The 18,338-nt window shown below is 39.0% G+C and carries 13 protein-coding genes and 1 tRNA gene; 5 read left to right on the forward strand and 9 right to left on the reverse strand.

The window, feature by feature from the left end; all coding sequences use genetic code 11:
• Positions 1-25: 25 nt before the first annotated feature.
• The 5 genes from R2Q84_RS11555 to R2Q84_RS11575 form a co-directional block, all read right to left on the reverse strand.
• Positions 26-1,930: a RagB/SusD family nutrient uptake outer membrane protein gene (locus R2Q84_RS11555; RefSeq protein WP_316816699.1), complete on the reverse strand. Its 1,905-nt coding sequence runs from the start codon at positions 1,928-1,930 to the stop codon at positions 26-28.
• A 10-nt stretch (positions 1,931-1,940) separates the two neighbouring features.
• Positions 1,941-5,312, reverse strand: a complete 3,372-nt coding sequence (locus R2Q84_RS11560; protein WP_316816700.1) for a TonB-dependent receptor — start codon at positions 5,310-5,312, stop codon at positions 1,941-1,943.
• A gap of 323 nt (positions 5,313-5,635) precedes the next feature.
• Positions 5,636-6,784 (reverse strand): FecR family protein, encoded by a 1,149-nt coding sequence (locus tag R2Q84_RS11565; protein ID WP_316816701.1) that lies wholly within the window; start codon positions 6,782-6,784, stop codon positions 5,636-5,638.
• 81 nt (positions 6,785-6,865) lie between these two features.
• Entirely contained in the window at positions 6,866-7,447 is a 582-nt protein-coding gene (locus tag R2Q84_RS11570; RefSeq protein WP_316816702.1) for an RNA polymerase sigma-70 factor, read from the reverse strand.
• Between the two features lie 91 nt (positions 7,448-7,538).
• On the reverse strand, positions 7,539-7,730 hold the full coding sequence (locus R2Q84_RS11575; protein WP_316816703.1) for a hypothetical protein: 192 nt from the start codon (positions 7,728-7,730) through the stop codon (positions 7,539-7,541).
• Here R2Q84_RS11575 and R2Q84_RS11580 point away from each other — a divergent pair.
• The gene (locus tag R2Q84_RS11580; protein ID WP_316816704.1) at positions 7,729-10,104 is read left to right on the forward strand and encodes an ABC transporter permease; all 2,376 of its coding nucleotides are present in this window, start codon (positions 7,729-7,731) and stop codon (positions 10,102-10,104) included. The genes R2Q84_RS11575 and R2Q84_RS11580 overlap by 2 nt on opposite strands.
• Before the next feature lie 326 nt (positions 10,105-10,430).
• Entirely contained in the window at positions 10,431-11,093 is a 663-nt protein-coding gene (locus tag R2Q84_RS11585) for a hypothetical protein (protein ID WP_316816705.1), read from the forward strand.
• Positions 11,094-11,136: 43 nt separating this feature from the next.
• On the opposite strand, the gene R2Q84_RS11590 is transcribed toward R2Q84_RS11585, so the two are convergent.
• Positions 11,137-11,208 (reverse strand) — tRNA-Arg (locus R2Q84_RS11590).
• Positions 11,209-11,397: 189 nt separating this feature from the next.
• Positions 11,398-12,189, reverse strand: a complete 792-nt coding sequence (locus tag R2Q84_RS11595) for a HEPN domain-containing protein (protein ID WP_316816706.1) — start codon at positions 12,187-12,189, stop codon at positions 11,398-11,400.
• A 124-nt stretch (positions 12,190-12,313) separates the two neighbouring features.
• On the opposite strand from R2Q84_RS11595, the gene R2Q84_RS11600 reads away from it, so the two are divergent.
• Complete coding sequence (locus R2Q84_RS11600) at positions 12,314-12,730, forward strand: helix-turn-helix transcriptional regulator (protein WP_316816707.1); 417 nt, start codon at positions 12,314-12,316, stop codon at positions 12,728-12,730.
• 282 nt (positions 12,731-13,012) lie between these two features.
• Entirely contained in the window at positions 13,013-13,834 is an 822-nt protein-coding gene (locus R2Q84_RS11605) for a hypothetical protein (protein WP_316816708.1), read from the forward strand.
• Between the two features lie 5 nt (positions 13,835-13,839).
• Here R2Q84_RS11605 and metG read toward each other — a convergent pair whose 3' ends face one another.
• Positions 13,840-15,948, reverse strand: coding sequence for a methionine--tRNA ligase (metG, locus tag R2Q84_RS11610; RefSeq protein ID WP_316816709.1), 2,109 nt, complete (start codon positions 15,946-15,948; stop codon positions 13,840-13,842).
• 41 nt (positions 15,949-15,989) lie between these two features.
• On the opposite strand from metG, the gene R2Q84_RS11615 reads away from it, so the two are divergent.
• Positions 15,990-16,886 (forward strand): LD-carboxypeptidase, encoded by an 897-nt coding sequence (locus R2Q84_RS11615; protein WP_316816710.1) that lies wholly within the window; start codon positions 15,990-15,992, stop codon positions 16,884-16,886.
• Positions 16,887-16,964: 78 nt separating this feature from the next.
• Here R2Q84_RS11615 and R2Q84_RS11620 read toward each other — a convergent pair whose 3' ends face one another.
• Positions 16,965-18,332, reverse strand: coding sequence for a SusD/RagB family nutrient-binding outer membrane lipoprotein (locus tag R2Q84_RS11620; RefSeq protein WP_316816711.1), 1,368 nt, complete (start codon positions 18,330-18,332; stop codon positions 16,965-16,967).
• Positions 18,333-18,338 lie beyond the last annotated feature (6 nt).

Below are 18,338 nucleotides of genomic sequence, written 5' to 3' on the forward strand. Positions count from 1 at the left end.
ATATTAATTTCTTAAGAATTAAAAATTACCAACCTGGGTTTTGCATTAAACTTGAGTTCTTGATAATAGAGCTCTGATTTAATGGCCACAAGTAATCTTTATAGGTATAATTACGTTTTTGAAAATAGGTCGTCAAAGAATAATAACTCAAATCTCTACCTTGAAAATTCCAGCCCTCAATAGGTTGATTTAAATATTTCATTGCATCTTTCCATCTTCTTAAATCAAAGGCCCGCTGACCTTCAAATGCGAGTTCGATCATACGTTCATGCTTGATGATTTCACGCATACCTTCTTTTGTAGTAGGTTTACCTGGTACAGAAGAATATTTATTCCAGGACTCTACCACACCTTCCAGTCCCGCCCGTTCCCTGATTTTGTCGATCCATTGATATACTTCGTTATCCGGCGCATTCTTCACTTCATTAAGTGCTTCTGCATGCAGCAAATAGAGATCACTTAACCTGATTACCGGTATGGTATAATTATAAGCACTCGGAGCTGAGCCCGTAATTGAAGAACGAAAACTAACCAATTTCTTAATATAGTACCCGGTCTGAATATGTTGTGCACTAAAAACAGCTGCCATCGCCTCTCCAGCCCTATTCTTAACCGTAGCTGTTGTAACTCCTGTTTGAGACTGAACGTCATAAAGCCCTCTGTCAAAACCTAAGTGTGCATAAAAGCGGGCTTCACGTTTATAATTCAATTTAGCGGTAGTCTCACCTGCAGCTATATAATATTTGTGTGTTGCATCCGCATTTCTTTGCGTCTTGAACCGGTTTGCATAATCCCATGAAGGATCTTCATCTATCGGAACTCCATGATCGGTATAGTACTGTTCTGCGATTTTCATCGGAGCTGATACCTCTTGAACCGTTAATACCTGAGCGTTGTAAAAATTAGGTGTACAATAATTTTGGAAGGTATTTGCAGAGGTGGTAGGTGCAAAAATAATCTCTGGGTTTTGAGTGGCTCTTTCCGTTACCACTCCCCGCAGCGTAAAATTCATGGCTATTTCATCTGCAATATTAAATAGCGGATTCTTATAGTCATAGAGTTTATGACCATTTTCTTCAGCCAAAGCAATTGCAGATTTTACTGCTGTTAATGCCCGCGACCATTTATTTGGATCTACGCTAGCTGGAAATAATTTGGTTCCTTGCTTATCAGTAATATTAGCATAATCCGGATTCCCGTTCAATAACGGGCTGGCTGCCCAAACTAAAACTTTAGCTTTAAGCGCAGCCGCCGCGACTTTTGTCGGTCGCCCCATTTCCTTTGCAGGGTCGTCGATTATGTCTGGTAAGTTAGTCATCGATTCATCCAAAGTATTAACAATAAAGTCAGTTACTTTATCCACAGGATCGCGATAAACCCTCACTGCTGCTGGATCGACATTCACGGGTAGGTTTTTATCAATAATTGGAATAGGTCCATACAATTGAAAAAGAAAATAATGTAAATACGCTTTTACAAAACGAACTTCCGATATCCAACGTTCTCTTTCATATTCTGATATATCACGAACCTTGCTAATATTTTCTAAAAAAATATTGCAATCCCGAATTCCGATCCATAAACTTTTCCCTCCGTTTCCACCATCCCAAAAGTTTTGGAAAGGATTAGTAATATTTTGATTTCCCTGTGCTATTTGCGGCCCACTCCAACCGTTCATTGCAGCGTAGTCTATATCCCACCATATTTCATCCGATCCAATATTACCCGGGTAATCAAATGCAGCATTCTGATTAGGCATCATGTTAAAACAAGTGAAAAGAAACTTCTCCGCATTGTTTCGATTACTAAAAGCATTGTCTAACGTTGCTACACCGTCCGGAACGACATCCAAAAATTTGGAACAACCAGAAAAGCTGACAGTCAACAAAACCAATAAACCCAGCTTACAATTCCTTATGATAGTTTTCATATTTTTATAATTAAAACTCTAAATTAACTCCGAGGTTAAACACGCGTTGAATTGGGTAATTAAATGCATTACCTGCCTGTTCAGGATCCCAGAGTTTGAAACTTCTTATTTGCAGTAAATTATTACCTGACCCGTATAAACGAATATTTTTTAAGTGGACCTTTTTTGCAAAATTCTTTGAAATATTATACCCGACCTCAACGGTCTTTAGCCTTAAAAAAGCTCCGTTTCTCATCCACCATGTACTTGAAACACTATTATTAGCAATATTCTCAGGGGATAAACGTGGATAAAATGCGAATAAATCCCTTGTGTCTTCTGACCAATGATTATCAGCAATTACCTGAAGTAAAGCCCTGTTCGTTTTCATTCCCCCGGTAGTTACATTTGCAAAAGGAGCAATTGCATTAGGATCAATCCAAAACGAAGAAAGTGCAGAGCCCTGAAAAAAACAGTTGATGTCAAAATTCTTATAACCAAGAGACATCCCGAATCCATAAATAATTTCAGGTGTAGTTGGATATCCAATTGGCACCATATCATTTTCATCAACACGCCCATCTCTGTTAATATCCTTATATTTTATATCGCCGGGCTTGTATTCCCCAAAAGTTTGCAGAGGAGAGCTGTTAATTTCCTCATCATCCAAAAAGTACCTTTCTGCTATATATCCCCAGCGCTGAGAAATTTTTTGGTTCGCATGTGCTCTCCATGGGGTCGCAGAATAGTCTGGTTCTTCATATAATTCAAACTTACTGGAAGCATAGGTAAAATTACCTCTGACAATAGCCCATAAACCCGAAGAGAATGTCTTGTTGTAGTCGAGGGAAATATCAATACCACTACCGTTTGCCTTTCCAATATTTGATTTTGGAGTAGCCTGCAGGCCCATTGTGCTTGGGATGGCAGATCTTGTTTGTAAAATTCTACTCCTTCGTTCTGTAAAATAATCGGCCTGAATATTTATACCATTGGTCAGGTTTAGCTCCAGGCCAAAATTGCCCTTTTTACTTACCTCCCAGGTGATAAATGGATCTGAATAACGGGAAATTGAAATTCCGGAAACATTATATCCAAAATTCTCACCAAAAGTAAACCCACGTCCACTATCGTTCATATTCACATTAGAAAGATAATAGAACCTATCCTTTGCCTCTCCAATAGCATCATTTCCTACTAAACCATAAGTTGCTTTTAATTTAAATTTCGAAACCACATTTCTTAGCGGTTCCCAGAATTTCTCATTAGACACCACCCATCCTAAACCAGCTGAAGGGAAAAAACCCCATCTTTCGTTCATAGCAAATCTTTCAGAACCATTGTATCCAAAATTAGCCTCTGCAAAATAACGATTGTCGTAGCCATACGTAAGCCTACCTGCCAGACCGGCATTGCGTTGAGGAAGAGAACTTTGCAAGTCATTATAAGATCCATCCTTGTTTTCTCTCGAAGTAAAAACCAGCATCGCCGAAACTGTACTTTTTTCTTTAATTACAGTATTATAATCTAAAGCAGTTTCCAGATACATGGTATTGGTCACAATCCTATCAGAAGGTACATAATCTAAATAGTCTGTACCTCCATTAGGATTCAAGGCATTCAATTTATAATCTGTAGCTCCCATCACCAATGGAGACAAGGCATAGAAAAATGGTTTATACTGTCTGCTAACACTCAGATCAGCAAATCGATTAACATTATACATCCCTCTAAACCCCAGTCCCTTGACAATAAAATCCAAATTTTGCTTTAATCCAAATTGAACATACATGGACGAACGGTCCTGAGATTTATATCCCTTCAACATCTCAGCATAAGGATTTAGATATTCTCCATTCTCATTATTCCCAAAAAGAATATGATTGGTATAAACATTACCATCATCAGGTGCATAAAAGGGTAAAAATTTAACAGGATTAGCTAAAACAGCCTTATTGTACAGGCTTGTTCCCCCATCTAAAGGACCATTATAATTATCAAACGTTCCGCTTAACCGTACGACAGCTTCGGTTGTTTTTGTTAAATTTACATTAACATTGGATCGCAGGGAATATTTATTAATCTTAATATTATTATTAAAATTCTGCCTTTTATCCATTTTAATAATACCGTTATCCAAAGCATTAGCAGCCGCTATATAATATCGGGCAACTTTTCCTCCCCCGCTAACGTTCAAATTATAGCGTTGATTGATGGTCAGTTTATCTAACAATACACTTTGCCAGTCAATGGCAGGATATCTCATAGGATCTTTTCCCAATTCTGTATAATAGATATCAGCTTCATTATTAGGCAACCTTGTACCCGGCATCCTTGTTCTGACCCCCTCATTCTGCAATTTCATAAATGTCACAGGATCCGCAAAGCGTACATTCTCCGTTGGAGACGAAGAAGAGGTTTCTGCACGAAATTGTACCTTCGCTAAACCTTCCTGCCCCTCTTTAGTAGTAACTAAAATGACACCATTTGCCCCCCTTGCTCCATAAAGAGCTGTGGCATTTGCATCTTTCATTACTGAAAAGCTGGCAATATCATCAACAGTCAAACGGGATAAATCTCCGGTTGACATTTCAACGCCATCAATCAAAATCAATGGATTTGCCTTTCCTGTACCAAAAGTTGTTACTCCCCGAACAAAAAACTGGGCATCATCCATCCCCGGCTCACCGGTCCTTTGATAAGCGATAACACCGGCTATACGACCTGCTAAAGCTGTAGTAAGGTTACTTGAAGGAACCCTCAAAGTGGAAGGAGTAATAGTGGTAACAGATCCGACTACCGCCTCCTTTCTTTGCTTTTGCCCAAATGCAGTTACAACAACTTCATCAAGAGCAGAATTGTCTTCTTTTAGTGTTGCGTTAACGATAGATTGATTTGCAGGTAATTCGGCAGACAGAAACCCTACCATTTTAAATACCAGGACCGATTTTTCAGGAATTTTTATCGAATACCGGCCATTTAAATCTGTAGTTGTACCAATACCACTTTTACCTTTAACAAATACCGTTACACCAGGCAGGCCTCTTTTTAAGGTATCTGTCACCAGGCCCTGTATTAAAGTATCCTTTCTTAATTCTGGTACAGGGTTAAGATTTTTTGTAATAATAATGGTCTTGTGCAAAATAGAGTAGTCAAGGCCCTGGCTTTTAACAGCCAGATCAAGTACTTCATTCAATGGTGCCTTAACTAACTTCAGGCTGACAGACCTTGTAGACTTCAATATCTGATCGTCAAAAATAAAACTGTACCCTGTTTGCTTGTTTATTTCATTAAACAACGTTTTAAGGGGTACATCGTTCCTGTTGATTGTGACAGTCTGTGACATCGTCTTTGCACTGACGCTTAACATCGTGAAGAAGATAATAACTGCGGTAAACTGCATAATTCTCAATATTTTAATGACGGAATTCATACACCAAAACCTTCGTAATAATGGTTTTGTAGTTAAAGGGAAAAATGCAGACATAGGCCTACATTTACCTTTAATAGTAAAAATAAGTTGCATACTTTTGTAATTCTTTGGTTCAGTTTAAAAGACAATTAATTGCGGATTATAAACGAGAATCAATTTATTACCGGGAGTGGCGCGAATCACTTCCGGTTTTTTTGATACTTCGTATTTTATCGTGATTAATCTACGGGTCGTTGAGTGATTCTTTTCATGTTTGTTGGTCTAGGTTTATTCATATTTGGTTCTTTATTTGGTTACTTTTTTGGGCCTTTTAAGACGGTAACAGTTTGGTTATCAATCTCAAAATGAACGTGTTTTGTTTTCTCCAAAATCTCCAGGAGTTCATTTGAACTTACTTTCTTTGAAAGAGATCCGGAAAAACGGTGGTCACTGATTTCACCTTTATAGATGATATTCAAATCGTACCACCTCGATACCTCTTTGAGTATAGAAACGATGTCAGCGCCTTCAAATCTGAATTCCCATTTTTTCCAGGCGAGCACTTCATCTAAATTTGGTTTAGTTATTTTTATTTGATCGTCATTTTCGTTTAAAGTCGCCTGTTGTCCCGGAGATATCATCGTTGAAGTCTTGTCATTAGTTACTTGTACAGCACCATGAACAAGCGTGGTTTTTACGACAGGCTCGTCGGGATACGCATTTACATCAAAGCCTGTTCCGTGCACCTGAATATTGACACCGTTAGCAACTACAAAAAATGGTTTTGAAGGATTACTCTTAACCTCAAAATAGGCTTGCCCAATTAACCTTACCGTACGGGTATTACCCCTAAAAGCTACCGGATAAATTAGTTTCGAAGATGTATTGAGCACTACAGTTGAACCATCCGGCAATACAACTTCATAACCTGCTCCTTTTGGTGTAACCAGCGTATTATCTTCATCTGTTACAGCATCTGTACCGTAAACTAATTTACCAGCATTGGTTGTAGCATTTGACACGTTATTGCCGGCCACAATCGGGGCATTTTTATGGTTTTGCAAAGGGATAGATTTTCCATCGGGTAAAATCAGCGTTGCTTTATTTATTTCTTCAGGAATTGCAGTTTCTGCTGTCTCAGCATTTTTATCCCCCTTGAAGTCTGGCGACTGTCCAATAAAAAATAATTGTACTGATAATACCAGCAATATACTCGCCGCAGCTGCCGCGATCCATAATGGAATTTTCTTAGTATTCCTTTGATCGGACTGCTGATTTCGAATCTTCATTAAAAGATCCGACTCCATTAATTGCATTTTTTTAAGCTTATCTTCCTCAGACAGATCAGTATGACCTGTAAGTTCCAAATCGTCCAGCCACTGCTCAACAATTGCCTGTTCCTGAGCATTGGCTAATCCCTGTTGATACTTTTCAATAAGTCTGATTACATTATTTGGCTTCATAGTATGATCCTTATATACACGTCAAAAAAAATGGAAGCAAGGGGTAAAAAAAAATGAAAATAAATTAGAATTGCTATTGAATTATCTTTTGACGAATATCAAAATGGCAAATAGCAGCAAAATTGACTTCTTTAAAATTAACAATGCATGCTGAATATGCTTTTTTACGGTTTCTTTTGAAATGCCAAGCTCATCAGAAATTTCCTGATGTGATAAGTTTTCGAATCTACTCAGTTCGTACACTTTTTTCATTTTTTCAGGCATGTTATTAATTACCTTTTCAACATTTTGCTTCAATTCCTTAAGCTGGAGTATCTGTTGCGCATCATCATTATCATATTTTGCTATGGTAATCATTAATACATCCAGGTAATCCTTATTGGATAATTCCTTTTTAATAATATTTAAAGATTTATAACGCACACTGGTATACAGGTATCCTCTTACAGAATTTTTTATGTCCATTTCTTCACGCCTGATCCACAAGGAATGAAATACGTCCTGTACAACATCAACTGCAAAATCCTCGGAACGAAGTACTTTAACCGCAGTTGTATAAAGGAACTCCCAATGTCTTCTATAAAGATGAGAAAAAGCCATTTCGTCGCCTTGAGAAATCAATTTGATCAATTCTTCGTCAGTTGACATTAAACTTTTTTCCATATTAAGAAAACTGCAATTAGTTTATTGCTTTTTTAAAACGGTAAAATAGTACTAATAAATCAATTTCCACAAGCATAAATTTATTTGCATGTTACAGAAACGTATGAGCGCCTGGTACCGGGTGTCCGGCAGCGTACAGCCGATGTTCAATAATGAACGCTTTCCCGTCGATTTCGAAAGAAAGCAGGGTGTAACAGCAATTTAAAGCGTTTGCCGATCTTGGCACTAACTTGGTGAATTGCATTTCAATCTTATCTTTAACCGATAAACCAGTTGCCGCCATGTTCAGACTCAATTTAAAAATCGCTTTGCGAAACCTCTGGAGAAATAGGACTTCTTCTGTGATTAATTTTATTGGTCTGGCAATAGGTCTGGCTTCCTGCCTTTTACTCCTATTGTACGTGAACTACGAATGGAATTTCGACCGGGAATTCAAAGATGCTGACAAGGTTTATCAGGTAATGACCAATTTCCAGGATGCATCAGGAAAGATCACCAATACGGGTGATGCTCCGGGGAATGGCATCGCCGGAGAGATCAGAAAACGTGTTCCAGAAGTTGATGCGGTAACACGTATCGCAGGAGGTGGGAATACACTCATTGCCAATGGCAGAACAAGCTTCAAAAAGGTTGAAATATTTGCAGATCCTGAAATACTGGAGATCTACAATTACGAGTTTATAGCTGGTAATCCCGCAACAGCGCTTGATGTACCCAATTCAGTTGTCATAACTGAACAGACGGCAAAACTGTTATTTGGCGGGATCAATGTGCTTAACAAAAGCATAAAATACAAAAATGAAAGGGACCTCACCATCACTGGCATAATCAAAGATTTTCCGGATAATACTTCCATTAAGTTCGATTATCTCTTACCCTGGTCTTTCTTTGAGTTAATAAATGAAAGGGCAAAAAATTGGGATTGGGGCAGCTTCAGCTGGCTGGCAATGGTAAAGGTAAACGACCCGTCAAAAGTCGATTTAATCAACAGCAAGATCAAAGGTATATTTAATGAGAGAAGTCCCGACAGCAAAACGGAGAATTTCTTATTCCCATTTGCGAAAAAGCACCTCTACAATAAATTCGTTAACGGAAAAAATGTTGGTGGCGACATTGAAAGAATTTATCTTTTTATTGGCCTATCCTTTGGTATCTTATTGATCGCCTGTATAAATTTTATGAATATGGCAACCGCCAAATCGGAACGCAGGGCAAAGGAAGTCGGGATCAGGAAGACCATTGGCGCCACAAGGGCTTCACTCGTTATACAGTTCCTTACCGAAGCTATGGTACTGACATTGGGTAGTGTACTGGCGGCAATAACCATTGTAGAGCTTACTTTGCCAATGTTTAATAATTTACTTAGTATAGAAATTATAATAGACTATGGCAATATCTGGTACTGGCTGGTAATTTTTGGAGTGATATTGGTTACCGGATTGCTGTCAGGATTATATCCTGCGCTGTTCCTCTCTGCTTTCAACCCCATTCAAACTTTAAAAAGAAAGACGGCAAGGGCAAAGTCAATCCCTGTGAATTTTAGGCAGGTATTGGTTGTCGGGCAGTTTTGCTTTGCCATTATGCTGATCATCGCGACGCTGGTAATCTACAAACAGATCGGCTTCATCAAGGACAGGCCGATCGGCTACCACGCAAATCTACTGGTAGAATTACCGCAGGAGGGCGAGCTTTCCCGCAAATTTGATGTCTTTAAATCAGAGGTCCTGAAAACAGGTGCCGTCACCGCCGTCAACCAGGCTTCTGGTAGTTTTTCCAGCGTGAGTAACTGGTTTTGGGGTTTCGAGTGGCCCAATATGGCTCCTGGAGGGCAGGATATTGTTTTTAACCGTTTGGAAACAACTTACGACTTTGTGGAGACTAGCGGTGTGGAGTTAGTTGCAGGACGTGATTTTTCTAAAGACTTTGCTTCTGATACGGCAGGGATTATGCTGAGCAGTTCCGCTGTAAAAGTGATGAACCTTCAAAATCCGCTGGGCACTATTGTGAAACTTCATGGCAACGATTTGAAGGTAATCGGGGTATTCAAAGATTTCATTTGGGATTCGCCTTACAAGGCTGAAAAACCAATGGTCATCAATTTCAACAGGAACAAGTGCTTTAGCATCAACATGCGCCTGAATCCGGCCAACAGTTTGAGCCGGAATGTTGAACTGATCTCAGCTGTCGCAAAAAGGTTGAATCCGGCCTATCCGGTCGACATCAAATTTGTGGACAATCTCTACGCCCAAAAACTGCAGTCTGAAAAGATCCTGGGCATACTGGCCAACCTGTTTGGCGGTATCGCAATATTTATTTCCTGCATGGGACTTTATGGCCTGGTGGCTTACAGTGCGGAACAGCGCACGAAGGAATTTGGTGTACGCCGTGTACTGGGTGCCTCAGTGAGCAATATCATGAGATTGCTGTCGGTTTCGTTCCTGAAAATGGTATTTGTTGCTGCCTGTATTGGTGTACCTTTGGCTTATTATCTGATGAACAGATGGCTCACTAATTTTGAATTCCGGACAAGCATATCATTCCCGGTTATATTGATATCAATAGTCGGCACTGCCGCCATCGCATTTCTGACGGTCAGTTTTCAGGCGTATAAGGCTGCCAAGGCCAATCCTGCGGAAGCGTTGAAGTACGAACAATAGGAGAAATTTAAAAGCCAATAGTTAAACCAGAGGTCAAAAATTAAGCTAACCTTAAAATAGGTGTTAATTTAAGGTTAGCTTAATTTTTGACCTTAAAATCTTTTCCCTACGTGTTCATTTTTATCGAAAAACTGGACACGTTACACATATGTGTCCAGTTTTTAATGTGTGATTCTCTATATGTCCAGATTTGTCAACAGATTTCTACAGGGATTTTTATAATATGTTTTTCATAGGGACTTTGAGTACCTAATCTCCTGGCTGATTCAACCAAGCAAAAAAACAATGGCCACTATATTGTTATTCGGATTTTATATCTTTAAATAATGAGGTCCTCTTATTTAATAACATTAATATTAGCCATCCATTGGTTTTCCTTGGCTGGCCAAGAAAAAATGATTGTTCATGAAGAAGATTGGATTGCCTACAATTATCAGGAAGCTTCCATAACAGTATCATCACTTAACAAATTACCCACTAGCATACAAAAGGAAGTTAAAATACTAATGGATAAATCTTTTTGGGGTTTTAAAGATTCTATTCATTTCGTCAATGCCCAAATTGTTGATGTTATTTCATATCTTAAAGATGGCGATCCTCACAAAAAACATTCTGTTGTACCGAAGTATGAACTTAATTTTTATCTGAAAGATTCATCATTAGGCATCATTCGTTACAACATAACCCTTCATTTAGATGATTATGGTCAAATCCTAAAACTCAATTGGCCAAGACATGGAGCTGGGAGTAAAAATATGTTTCTATCTAGGGACGCCATTCAAGAATTTGCGCTTAAAGAAGCAAATAGGCGCGGATATAATCTAAACAATTTTTTAGTGAATTTTGAATACAATGAACAGTCTGACAGACTTTGTTGGGAATTCTCTTTCTTAGAAAAGGAATATGTGAGCGCAACATATTATAATTTCATTAAAACTCCTTGGGATGAGCTAACCGTAATTGATGGTTCAAAACAGGATAACAAATAAAACTATATAATAAAAAGCCTCTCAGAATATCCTAAGAGGCTTGTGGTCTCGACGGGAATCGAACCCATATCTAAAGTTTAGGAAACTTCTATTCTATCCGTTGAACTACGAAACCATACCCGTTTTTAACAAATGACGTTTAACAGGAGGCGCAAATATAATAATAAAACGTTTTGTTTAAATAAGAGATTAAACAATTACGCTCTATTTATTCTTCATGCTTCATTTAACAAAGCATTTTCATACAGTTCTGCCTGCTGTTGCAGTTCAGCAATTTTACTTTCGCACATTTCCCGAACAAGCGTTAAAAAGCAGAAACACGATCATAAAGTAACCTCGCATCTTGTTTTTCGACTGAAAAACTGTCTTTATAACGGGCCTGGGAATAGCTTTTCATCAAAATATCGAAAAGCCTTTCATCATTCGCCATACCAGTAACAAACAACTTATACGGTCGATCAGAAAAACAAAGGCTCAGGCGAAGCAACCGATGTAAATTATGCATTTCCAAACGATAAGCAATATGTACCCTGATCAAAGCAATACACGCTTGTTCCATTGCCTGGTGAAGCATAAACACACAAACCTTGTGTTGATCTTTTAACAAACATTCCGCGGCTCCCTGCAAAAAAGCTTCGGCCAAAGGTAAACGGTGATCAAAATGGTTCTGTGCGCCTTCTGCTGCCTGTAAAGGAACAAAACGTGCATTAAAATCAAATTCGGGTAAGCCATTCTGACTATATAATAATTCTCCTTCTGTATAAACACTCATAAAAAACCGGCTGTTCGCTTTAATGGCCTCTTCAATAGTTGCTCTATTATGGCAGAGAATAGTAATTGTACCTTGCTTATAATGTGCGTTAACATAGTCCTGTACCTCATAGTCAATACGAATTTGACTTTCAGTAACCATAAGTAAGGCATAATGTCCGCTTTGAACTAATGATGAATCTATAAAAGAACCATTGATTTCAACTGACGAAAAACGTCTGCTAAAGCAAATAATCTGCAAAGGGTCAAATTTCTTTGCTAGTAACAAAATGAGATCCTTAAAATGCGGTTCATTTAGTGGGTTGGAAATACTACTTCTTTTCATAATTTTTAAGTTTAATTGAGCCCAAATGTTCAGAAAGAACTAGTCGTAACAAACCACCAACGGTTGTATTTTACAACTTTGCAATTGTTGTTTACTCTGATTGCTTTTAATTATATTTGCTTATATGGAAACTACAGCTAAAAACAACAAAGTGCATATTGGCAGAAAAATTAGCCGCATTCGTGAAATACGGGGCATTAAACAAGATGCACTTGCGACAGAACTAGGTGTAAGTCAACAGGCGATCTCAAAAATTGAACAAAGTGAAGAAATTGAAGATTCTACACTAGAAAAAATTGCGGCCGTGCTAGGTCTTACTATAGAAGGAATTAAAAACTTCAGTGAAGAAGGTATTGTAAATTATTTTAACACTTTTAATGACACAAGTGTTAATCAAGGATCAATCGGCTCCTACAATATTTGCAACTTTAACCCAATAGACAAGGTTGTGGAACTCTACAACGAAAAAGTAGAACTTCTGGAACGCCTCCTCCAAAGCGAGCGTGAAAAAGTAGAAATTCTTAAAGGGAATATAAGATAATCGTCTTTCAAAGCTTGTTATTTTCAAAACACACTAGTTAATTCATTCGATTAAATCTGCCTAATTCCTTAGTAGCAGAAGCATCTAACTGGCACATTAAAAAAGAGTGAGTCCATAGTGAGTCCATGTTAAGTCCATATCAAGTCCATGTTTTTGCATAAATACTTGGATATAACATAGATTATTTATACATTTGATATGGATTTATACAAAATCATAGTACTCCCGTTTTCAAGCCGTTCCCGGAACTTATCTTAATTCACCTCTTAAATCACTAAAATTATGGCCAGAATTGATGGCAAATTTATCCGGGGAATGGCCGGAGATCTTACATTCAGAAAAGTAAAAGACAAACAAATAGTACAGGGCAAAACTAAAAAGGCTCAAATAGACATGACTGCCGCCACCTATAATGCGGCCTATATATTTGGCCGTGCTAGCACCTTGGCTTCATACATCAGAGTTCAGATAGACCCCATTATCGGATTCTACGATGGCGGTATGATTTCACGCTTCACAGGCGAATGTAACCAGATTCTTCAGCAAGCGGCTACTGCAGACGAAAACGTATTTGATTACAGTCAGAATCATTTTAACCGACTAAACGGCTTTGAGTTTAATCTTGAATCCCCTGTGAAAAATTATTTGTTTGCTCAGCCCATCGTTACGCTTGCTGAACAGATCGTAACAATTGACCTGCCGGAGATAAAAATCCCAAAAGAACTGAAGGCTCCGGAAAATGTGCAATACTGTACGGTCGCGTTTAGTGTTTCGCTATTTGATCTTAGCACTAACCAGTACAACAGTACCGAAATAAAATCCTTTGAAATTGAATGGAAACCCAGAGCTTTTAGTTTTCCTGCACAGCAATTGGTTTTTGAAGGTTCCCCGGGCTGTCTTTGCGTAATTGCCCTTGCTTTATATTATTCGGAAAGAACATTTGCAGGAAAAGCCGTTCTTAATAACAAAAAGCTAAGCCCTTCGGCTATATTAAAAGCAGACTTTTGTCCGGGCGAAACAGTCCCGAAAAATGGATGGCAGGAAATGACATTCAATGATAAGAAGAAACGAAAAAAAGCAAAGAAAGAAAAAAAAGAAGTGTGATCAGATTACCTGATCACACTTCCATTGTTATGTTTTGCGATTGGCGCAACAAAAGCCAGCTTCCCATCTGCATCTTCCGACATCAGGATCATACCCTGCGATACGATGCCTTTAATCTCACGAGGCGCAAGGTTAACCACTAAGCTCACCTGTTGACCGATAACCTCTTCAGGCTTATAATATTCAGCTATACCGGAAACTACCGTGCGCTGATCTATTCCTGTGTCCAGTGTTAACTTCAACAGTTTCTTTGTCTTTTCAACTTTTTCCGCAGCAACAATAGTTGCTACGCGAATATCCACAGCAGTAAACTGTTCAAACTGAATATTTTCTTTTGCAGGAGCAGCAACCGCCGAAGCAGCCGTGTTGTCTACCTTGCTTTGGTTAAGCTTATCAATCTGCGCCTGCACTTCTTCGTCCTCGATTTTATCGAACAACAAAACCGGCTCATTCAACTGGTGACCTCTGTGTAACAAGTTCATCTGTCCGGCCGACTCCCAGGTATGCCCACCATAGTTCAACATTTTCATCAGCTTATCAGCAGTGAAAGGCAGGAACGGCTCAATCAAGATCTCCAGGTTGGCAGCAATCTGCAAACTGATGTTCAGAATGGTACGCACCCTGTCTTCATCTGTTTTAATTACTTTCCAGGGCTCCATATCTGCCAGGTATTTATTACCCAGACGGGCAACGTTCATCACCTCGCCTAAAGCCTCTCTGAAACGATAGTTTTCAATAGAAGCACTGATTTTTGCCGGAGCAGCAGCCAGTTCATCTATCACCAACTGATCTTCAGGAGTAATGTGCATACACATTGGAACCTTTCCATCGAAGTATTTGTGCGTTAACACCACAACCCTATTAATGAAATTACCTAATATCGCAACCAGCTCGTTATTATTTCTTGCCTGGAAGTCTTTCCAGGTAAAGTCGTTATCCTTAGTTTCAGGAGCTGTTGCTGTTAACACATAACGCAACACATCCTGCTTGTCTTTAAACTCTTCAAGATATTCATTTAACCATACCGCCCAGTTTTTAGACGTTGAGATCTTCTGTCCTTCAAGGTTTAAAAATTCGTTGGCAGGAACATTATCAGCAAGGATATAATCTCCATGTGCCATTAACATTGCCGGGAAAATGATGCAATGGAAAACGATATTGTCCTTCCCAATAAAATGCACCAGCTTGGATTCATCATCTTTCCAGTACTCTTCCCAATTGCCTTTCTCTACTCCGTTCTGGTTGATGTAATATTCTTCCGCTTTAGGGTTCCAAACATCCAGACGAGCATACTCAAACAACTCTTTAGTAGCCGATATATAACCGATCGGTGCATCAAACCAAACGTATAGCACTTTGCCTTCTGCATCTTTTACCGGAACCTTAACACCCCAGTCCAGATCGCGCGTCATGGCACGAGGCTGTAAACCTGCGTTTAACCATGATTGGCATTGACCAAAAACATTTGGTTTCCACTCTTTATGGCTGTCGATATATTTTCTTAACTGATCTTCGTATTTATCCAGTGGCAGAAACCAGTTCTTAGTCTCTTTCCTTACCGGAGGCTCTCCCGACAGGGTAGATTTAGGATTGATCAGATCTGTCGCATTTAAAGTACTACCACAGCTCTCGCATTGATCACCATAAGCATTCTCATTACCACATTTCGGACATGTTCCGGTGATGTAGCGATCAGCCAAAAACGTCTGTGCCTTTTCATCGTAATACTGCTCTGTAACTTCTTCTGTAAAAACCCCTTTTTTATATAAAGTTTCAAAAAAATCAGAAGCTGTCTGATGATGTGTTAAAGAAGATGTTCGGTGATAAATGTCAAATGAAACACCAAATTCCCTAAATGAATCGCCAATAATTTTGTGATATTTATCTACAACAACCTGAGGACTTACGCCTTCCTTTTTAGCCTTTAAGGTAATAGGAACGCCGTTTTCGTCAGAGCCACAAATAAATTTAACATCCCTTTTATTAGAGCGCAGGTATCTCACATAAGTATCTGCCGGCAAATAAACACCTGCCAAATGTCCTATGTGAACCGGTCCGTTTGTATAGGGCAATGCCGCTGTAACGGTATATCTTTTTATTTTACTGTTATCCAAAACTATTTTTATTATTTTGGCAAAGATAAGTGTTTTTACCTATGATTAAACAGCCCAGATATCTAAAAAAAGGTGACAAAATTGCAATTGTTTGTCCGGCCAAGAAACTACCTGGCAGCATTGCCCCTGCAATAGCCATTCTTGAAAGCTGGGGACTGGAAGTCATCATAGGAAAAACAGTAACTGCTGAACACCATCAGTTTGCCGGTGATGATGCGCTAAGAGCTGCCGATCTGCAAGGCTTTTTAGATGACCCGGAAATTAAGGCAATTATTGCCGGAAGAGGTGGTTATGGCACCGTCAGAATAATTGATGAACTTGATTTTACGGCCTTTAATAAACATCCTAAGTGGATTGTTGGGTTCAGCGATATAACTGTTTTGTTATCTCATGCACTTGCCGTATTAAATACGCAGAGTATCCATGGTCAAATGCCTTATACTTTTACTTCTGCAACGCCTGAATCCTTAACTTCCTTGAGGAAAGCGTTGTTTGGAGAAGACCTTAAATACGAATACACTCCTTCGTTTCCAGGCAGAAGTGGTGATGCAAAAGGTGTTTTAATTGGAGGAAATTTAACGCTGATGCAAATGCTACAAGGCTCAGTTTCTGAAATAGATTATACGGACAAGATTTTATTTATCGAAGACGTTGGGGAGCATGAATATGCTATAGATAGAATGATGCGCATGCTAAAGCGCGCGGGAAAACTGGCAAAACTAAAAGGATTGATTGTTGGTGCGTTTAATGAAGTATCGGAAGAATCTATTCCATTTGGAGCTAGCCCTGAGCAGGTAATCTGGGATATTGTAAAGGAATATGATTACCCTGTTTGTTTTAATTTCCCTGTGGGGCATATTGATGATAATAGAGCGATGGTTTTGGGCAAGGCAATTACATTAGATATTACGAAGAAAAGCATTATGCTCATTCAATAGATTATCCCACATCTCATAACAAAAAGAAGTCCCGGCAATAAGCCAGGACTTCTTTCAAATCTTTGTTATTTGGAAGTATTAGTTTCCACCAGCCCACCAAACGGCTTGATCTAACGGAACGAAAATCGCATTAGGATTTGTATCACTCTCAGTAACTGGCATTGGAAGCCTTTTTGGAGTAACCGCTAGAACCGCTCCTACAGATTGTGGTCTTGGTGTTAGTGCAGGTATCCCTGTCCTTCTTACATCGTTATAAGCTTCGATATGTCCGAACATTGCTTTCCACTTTTCTGTCATCACAGCAGTCAGCGTCGCAGTTGCAGATGTAAAAGTTGCTAAAGACGCGCCTGTATTTGCTCCTTTAGTTACATACGCAACAGAAGCCCTAATACCATCATTTAGTGCCGTCGACGCATCTTGTCCTAGTCTAGCTTTTGCTTCTGCTTCTAAAAACTTAGCCTCATGGAGAGTTACCAATCCATAATTTTGGTCAGTTGCAAAGTAGGGCCCAATAATGGACGTACCTGTATTAAGTTGCTGAACATTAATATCAGTCCCAAGATAAGCTCCAGCTACATCCTCGAAATAATATGGTAATCTTGGATCATTTGTAGCATTCAAAATATCAACAAATTTTTTGTTAGCAACGATATGCCTTCCCCTGTTATTTTCAAAATCTCCCCACTGATTTGCATAATTTGCATCATGGATGTTTTCCATGTTATCAGCGGAGGTTTTGATCCCATTTGCCAAGTAGGTCAAGACCTGGTTAGCAGAGCCTGAGGCATCTTTTTGACTCAACCGGTTAGCAAACCGGGCCTTTAATGTCCACGCAGCAGATATCCATTTTGCTTGCGCACCATTGAAGATAACGTCGTCATCACCTGGCAATAGGTTATTACTTCCAGCAGGCGTACCAAGATCAACAATTGCTTCGTCTAACAATTTTTGAATAGACTGATAGATCGCTTGCTGTTTATCAAATTTTGCAACAAAATTCAGTTCAGCACCTTTAAACGCATCTGAGTAGGGGACATCGCCAAAAAAGTCAGTTGCAACACTCAGGTTTATTGCCATTAGCACCTTAGCAATTCCTCCGTAGCGAGGATTTTCTGCACCATATTTATCAATTAGCAACTTGGCGTTATACATTGTTCCAGAATAAAGACCGTTCCAGTGATTGTTATAATCATTTCTGTTTAGCTGATAATTCTGCAAGGTCGAATACTGCGCACTTACACCAGCCATTTGCTGAGAAAACACAGCAGACACCCGGGCTAAATCACCCTCAGTATTCATAAATGTATTTACCTCAATGGCCGTTAGCATCAGACTTGGCGAAACTTCCACAGGTGAATTTGGGCTATCATAGAGATCATCTCCCGTTTTGCATGAACTTGCTAAAACGAGCATGCACAAACCTATTGTATATAATATATTTTTCATAATTCG

The organism is Pedobacter nyackensis, assembly GCF_032678475.1.
Classification (GTDB): domain Bacteria; phylum Bacteroidota; class Bacteroidia; order Sphingobacteriales; family Sphingobacteriaceae; genus Pedobacter; species Pedobacter nyackensis_A.

What these genes read in the sequence shown, in the direction of transcription:
- R2Q84_RS11580 (WP_316816704.1), top strand. Translation starts at nt 7,729, where the DNA reads ATGTTCAGACTCAATTTAAAAATCGCTTTGCGAAACCTCTGGAGAAAT.
- R2Q84_RS11620 (WP_316816711.1), bottom strand. Translation starts at nt 18,332, where the DNA reads ATGAAAAATATATTATATACAATAGGTTTGTGCATGCTCGTTTTAGCA.
- R2Q84_RS11585 (WP_316816705.1), top strand. Translation starts at nt 10,431, where the DNA reads ATGAGGTCCTCTTATTTAATAACATTAATATTAGCCATCCATTGGTTT.
- R2Q84_RS11595 (WP_316816706.1), bottom strand. Translation starts at nt 12,189, where the DNA reads ATGAAAAGAAGTAGTATTTCCAACCCACTAAATGAACCGCATTTTAAG.
- R2Q84_RS11570 (WP_316816702.1), bottom strand. Translation starts at nt 7,447, where the DNA reads ATGGAAAAAAGTTTAATGTCAACTGACGAAGAATTGATCAAATTGATT.
- R2Q84_RS11565 (WP_316816701.1), bottom strand. Translation starts at nt 6,784, where the DNA reads ATGAAGCCAAATAATGTAATCAGACTTATTGAAAAGTATCAACAGGGA.
- R2Q84_RS11600 (WP_316816707.1), top strand. Translation starts at nt 12,314, where the DNA reads ATGGAAACTACAGCTAAAAACAACAAAGTGCATATTGGCAGAAAAATT.
- R2Q84_RS11615 (WP_316816710.1), top strand. Translation starts at nt 15,990, where the DNA reads ATGATTAAACAGCCCAGATATCTAAAAAAAGGTGACAAAATTGCAATT.
- R2Q84_RS11560 (WP_316816700.1), bottom strand. Translation starts at nt 5,312, where the DNA reads ATGCAGTTTACCGCAGTTATTATCTTCTTCACGATGTTAAGCGTCAGT.
- R2Q84_RS11575 (WP_316816703.1), bottom strand. Translation starts at nt 7,730, where the DNA reads ATGGCGGCAACTGGTTTATCGGTTAAAGATAAGATTGAAATGCAATTC.
- R2Q84_RS11555 (WP_316816699.1), bottom strand. Translation starts at nt 1,930, where the DNA reads ATGAAAACTATCATAAGGAATTGTAAGCTGGGTTTATTGGTTTTGTTG.
- R2Q84_RS11605 (WP_316816708.1), top strand. Translation starts at nt 13,013, where the DNA reads ATGGCCAGAATTGATGGCAAATTTATCCGGGGAATGGCCGGAGATCTT.